This is a genomic window from Anaerolineales bacterium (assembly GCA_022866145.1).
GTDB lineage: Bacteria > Chloroflexota > Anaerolineae > Anaerolineales > E44-bin32 > PFL42.
Window position 1 is genome coordinate 1 of the sequence record JALHUE010000308.1, and the last position, 5,014, is coordinate 5,014.

At 66.1% G+C, this 5,014-nt stretch carries 5 protein-coding genes; 3 read left to right on the forward strand and 2 right to left on the reverse strand.

The genetic code is table 11. The features are described from left to right. A partial coding sequence (locus MUO23_09450) for a MoaD/ThiS family protein (protein MCJ7513177.1) occupies positions 1 to 389 on the reverse strand: 389 nt, incomplete at its 3' end. Positions 390 to 548: 159 nt separating this feature from the next. Between MUO23_09450 and MUO23_09455 the strand changes: the two genes are divergently transcribed. The 3 genes from MUO23_09455 (at position 549) to MUO23_09465 (ending at position 4,030) form a co-directional block, all read left to right on the forward strand. Then, positions 549 to 1,634 (forward strand): zinc ribbon domain-containing protein, encoded by a 1,086-nt coding sequence (locus MUO23_09455; protein MCJ7513178.1) that lies wholly within the window; start codon positions 549 to 551, stop codon positions 1,632 to 1,634. Positions 1,635 to 2,081: 447 nt separating this feature from the next. After that, positions 2,082 to 3,230: an ABC transporter permease gene (locus tag MUO23_09460; GenBank protein MCJ7513179.1), complete on the forward strand. Its 1,149-nt coding sequence runs from the start codon at positions 2,082 to 2,084 to the stop codon at positions 3,228 to 3,230. Positions 3,231 to 3,253: 23 nt separating this feature from the next. Next, positions 3,254 to 4,030, forward strand: coding sequence for an ABC transporter ATP-binding protein (locus tag MUO23_09465; protein MCJ7513180.1), 777 nt, complete (start codon positions 3,254 to 3,256; stop codon positions 4,028 to 4,030). On the opposite strand, the gene MUO23_09470 is transcribed toward MUO23_09465, so the two are convergent. Beyond that, the coding region (locus MUO23_09470; GenBank protein ID MCJ7513181.1) for a hypothetical protein at positions 4,027 to 5,014 on the reverse strand (988 nt) is incomplete at its 5' end. The genes MUO23_09465 and MUO23_09470 overlap by 4 nt on opposite strands.

Consider the following 5,014-nt stretch of genomic DNA (forward strand, 5'->3'; position numbering starts at 1 on the left):
GCCAGTTGGCGGTCGGTCCAGTCGTTGCGGTAGGCGGCGTCGAATCCGAATAGACGCAGCAGGCGCGCCAGACGCCCCAAGTGCACATCCAGCACAAATCGGATCTGGCGCAGCGGTTGTGGGCGCACTCGAATCAGGGAAGAGACGTCCAGCGACTCGAAGACCGGAAAGACACTCACCCAGTCGGCGTCCTTGAGCGAGTGCTCAAACGGCACGCTCTCCCCATTCACCAGGATCACATCCACCTCGGTGTGCGGCACGCCGAGCGCCTCGATCACATCCTTGACGGCAGGGGATCCGGCGAAGTGGTGTACGCTGTCCGAGTGCCGCCGCCCTTTGTGCAGGAAGTCGTTCAGCTCGGCGTAGAAGCGGAAGTGAGCTTGTCGCATAGAGAGCCCGCTTGGATTCTATGCCATATAGAGCGACCGACCATTGGTTCAATTCAGCCGCCTCCGCTATCCTTGTCGCCTGGCCGGCGGGCCGGGAGGACGTTGGCCAGACCGTCACGCCCGGTTGTTCAGGCTGTATCCGGACAGGGAGGGCAAAGCATGGTGAAGAAGACCGTCGGCTACGTGGAGCTCGAATGGACATGCCCGCGCTGCCAGACGCGCAACCCTGGCCCGAACAAGTTCTGCAACGGCTGCGGCGCTCCGCAGCCGGAGGACGTGGCGTTCGAGCAGCCCCTGCAGGAGAAGCTGATCACGGACGCCGCCACGCTGGCTCAGGCGAAGGCCGGCCCTGACGTGCACTGCGCCTACTGCAGCGGACGGAACTTGGCCTCGGCCAAGTTCTGCGGGTCGTGCGGCGCAGACCTGGCTGGAGCCAAAGCTCGAGAGAAGGGCCGCGTCGTCGGGGCCCATCGGTCAGCGCCGATGCCCGACGTCGCCTGCCCGGCGTGCGGCACGATGAATCCGGCCGACGCTCGCCAGTGTCGACAGTGCAGCGCTCCCCTCCCCGGAGCCGGAGCTGCTGCCGCTCCGGCCGCGCCTCGTCCCCCCGCTCGACCGATGGGCCGCGGCCTGGTGATCGGCGGGGCTGCGGTCTTTGGGATCTGCCTGCTGGCTGCGGTGATCTTGATGCTCCTCTCCGGCAGAACCCAGGAGCGGGTGGCGCAGGTCCAGTCCGTCGAATGGGAGCGCAGCGTCGAGGTCCTGGGGCTGGCGCCTGTCGGGGGTCAGGATTGGGCGGATCAGATCCCTTCGCAGGCCGAGGTCGGGGCTTGCCGGGACGAACTGCGCCAGACCGTGGACCAGGCCCAGCCCGGAGCCATCGAGGTGTGCGGCACGCCGTATACCCTCGATTCCGGCAGCGGCTTCGGTGAAGTTGTCCAGGATTGCATCTATGAGGTCTATGACGACTACTGCGAGTACACGCTGATGGATTGGACGGTGATCGACACTGCCGTCCTGACCGGCAGCGACCCGCGACCGGTCTGGCCGGCGCCCGCCCTCTCTGGGCAACAGCAGTTTGGCAACCAGGCGGAGTCGTTCCTGGTCAACCTGGTAAGTGACGGCGAGACGTATACCTTCACCCCCGACTCACAGGCCGAGTTCAGCCAGTTCCTCCCCGGGAGTTCCTGGATCCTGGCCGTGAACTCGTTTGGCGCGGTGGTCGACGCCGAACCGGCCGACTAATCCCCAGCCGGAGAGCGGGGAGCGCACCGCCCGGAATCTTGAGGCCGCTTGACTACCGAACGCCTCGCCGGAGAACAGCCAGTTCGTTCCAGCACAGCCTGGGTGTGGCACGCCACGGGATCCGGCGGAAGCCGGAACCCCTATCACCAGCCGGCCCCAGACCGTTAAACACCGCCCCCCTGTCCACTCGGGAAGCGCCGCAATGCCTGCTCTTCGGCTGTGACCCTCAGCCGAAACCAAGCGTGGGCTCGGACAGCGTAGGCTGCCCTGGCCGGGCCGAGGGCCGTTTGCCGGCCCTCTCCCAGGCTTGCCGCCTGGCCCTCCCTGCCTCGGCTGATCCGCCCAGCGCCGATCCCGGGCTGTCCAGCCGAACCCCGGTTGCCTCTTGACATATCAGTATGTTGTCGGTATATTGTCTAGGAATTATGCGGTAGACTGGGGTGGTGGATGGCGTTCTACCTGGCGTTCAAGGAGATCTGGCGCAATCGAGGCAGGTTCCTGCTATTCTCGATGGTCGTGGCGTTGATCACGATGCTCGTCCTGTTCATTGCCGGGCTGGCCGCCGGGCTGAGTGCGGCTAATCGGGAATATCTCTCCAATCTCGACGCCCAGCTGATCGTGTACCAGGAGAACTCCGATTACCTGATCAACGCCAGCCGGCTTGCCATGGACAAGGCGCCGGACCTCCGCCGCCTGCCCGGCGTCGCGGAAGTCGGGGCGATCGCCCTGACCAATGCTTCCATCTGGCCCGCCGCCGGCGACCAGGCCTACGACATCACCTTGATCGGGGTCGAACCCGGCAAGCCGGGTGAGCCGGCCTTGATCGACGGCCGAGGACTGCGCGGCACCCGCTCGCGCGAGGCAATTATCGATTCGCGTATCGCCAAGAAATTCGGCCTGCAGCCCGGGGACGCCATCACCGTCAAGTCGACCCAGGGGACCCGCGAGGAGTTCTTCCCCCTGACGGTCTCGGGGGTGGCCGATCGTCAGTACTACCAGTTCCTGCCGTCGGTGATCGTCCCCTACCGGACCTGGGAACGCATCCGCCCGCAGGAGGTTGCACCGCAGTCGGAGGCCGAGTTCATCCCCAACATTTTCGCCGTCAAGGTCCAGTCGCCCGACGACGTCGTCCCCGTGCAGGCCTCAATCCTGAGCGTGGTCCCCGAGGTGTTGGTGGCGGATGTCGAGACGGCCATCGAGTCCATCCCCGGATATTCCGTTCAGCAGAGCACGCTCAACACCCAGCGGTTCTTCACCCTGTTGATCGGCGTGCTGGTCCTTGGTGGCTTCTTCCAAATCCAGACCTTGCAGAAGATCGGGCAGATCGGCATGTTGAAGGCCATCGGCGCCGCCAACAAGACTGTGGCCGGCGCCTCGCTCTGGCAGATCGCCATCGTCACCAGCCTCGGCGTCGCCCTGGGCGGCCTGGTCACCTTCTTGCTGGCGATAGGGATCCCTCCCGAGGTTCCCCTTCAGCTGACCGGTGCGACGATTGCCACCACCACCCTGCTCTTGCTGATCATCGGCCCGCTGGCCGGGATGGTCTCCATCCGCCTGGCCGTCCGGGTCGATCCCCTAACGGCCATCGGCCAGTAACCAGCCCTGACAGGAAGCGAGTCATGATCCCAATGATGAAGCCCGTAGTCCAGACCGCCGACCTCGAGAAGCGCTACGGCGATGCCGCCAACCCGATTCGGGCCCTGGCGGGCGTTAGCCTCACGGTCGAACCCGGCGAGTTCGTGGCTGTGGTCGGCCCCAGCGGCAGCGGCAAGACCACCCTGCTCTCGACGCTGGCGACACTGCTCACGCCGACCTCCGGGGCCATCCACATCGCCGGAGAGGACCTCGGCTCGCTCTCCGAGGCCGAGCGCACCGTCTTCCGCCGCCGCAAGATCGGCTTCACCTTCCAGGCCAACAACCTGGTGCCCTACCTGACGGCGCGCGAGAACGTCGAACTCATGCTGCGTCTGAACGGGATCCTGAACAAGGAGACCCGCTCCATGGCCGGAGCTCTATTGGATCGTCTCGGATTGGGTGACCGCCTCAACAGCTATCCCAACCAGCTCTCGGGCGGCCAACAACAGCGGGTCGCCATCGCCCGAGCGCTGGTGCACAGCCCCGAACTCGTCCTGGCCGACGAGCCCACCGCCTCGCTCGACACCGAGCGCGCTCATCAGGTCGTCGAGACGTTCGCCAGTCTGATTCATGAGCAGGGTCGGGCCGGGATTATGGTGACCCATGACCTGCGCATGGTGCGCTATGTCGATCGCATGGTCCGCATGGAGGACGGCCGGGTGGCCAGCGTGATCTCCGACCCGGCGGCGATCCAGGCCCTGGCCGACGGGACGCCGGCGCCGGTGGCGATCCCCGCCTCCGTCGAGGTCGTCTCCGCCTAGCCTTCGGAGGTCGTCACCGGCGGCAACAGCTGCCAGCTCGCGCCGCCATCCTCGGTCCTGACAAGCGCAATCTCCTCACCCTCCCGAGCCACCGCCCAGCCGTTCACCGGGTCGACAAAATCAAATTGCCCGTCCCAGTTGACGGTCTTGACCAACGACCAGGTTCGCCCGTCGTCGGCAGTCATCTGGATCTCCCTACCAAACGCCCAGGTCAGGCGCCCTGCCATCAACCCCAGCTCGCCACCAGGGGCAGGGTCGGCGGTCCAGATGGTTCCGCCGTCCCGCGTTCGGTAGACCAGGCTCAACCCGGGCCGGACCTCCCCGGGCTCGTAGGTTTGGCAGCTCACCCCCAGCAGCCCGGAGAGCGGCGAGGAGAGATAGGGCGAGTGCGTGCCGCAGGCATTCGGGTAGGTGAACGCCTCGGGTTGATCCTCCGGAGGCAGCAGCTGAACTGACTCCCAAGTGCGGCCCCCATCGCCGGTGACATCAACAAACGCCCCCTCGGCCACACCGCGGCAATCCCGCGTCAGCCAGCCTGTCTGGGCATCGGCGAAGGTGATGCCGGTCTTCCAGCACACCTGGATCGGCGCATCGCCATATGGATCGAGCACCCGCTCCCAGGTCTCGCCGCTATCGCCCGTCGTATACAGGGCGACGTACTCGTGCGACATGCCGGCGCCGACATCGACCAGCAGCCAACCCGTCCCGTCATCTGCGAAACCCAGAAAGCGCGGCGCGAAGGTCTCCTCGAGCCCGCTCAGATCGAGCGGGGCACATGCAGTCCAGGTCCGGCCAGCATCCGTCGTCCGCCAGACAACGGCGGTCGGCTGCGCGGCAGCTCCAGGTGCCTGGGCGTAGGCGACCCAGCCCGTGTTGCCGTCGGTGAAGTACCCAATAGCGGCTTGCGTCGCGTACGGCATCACTTGGATCGGCTCTGGCGGGGTGACATCCACCCAAGTTGTCCCGCCGTCCGCGGTGTGGAGC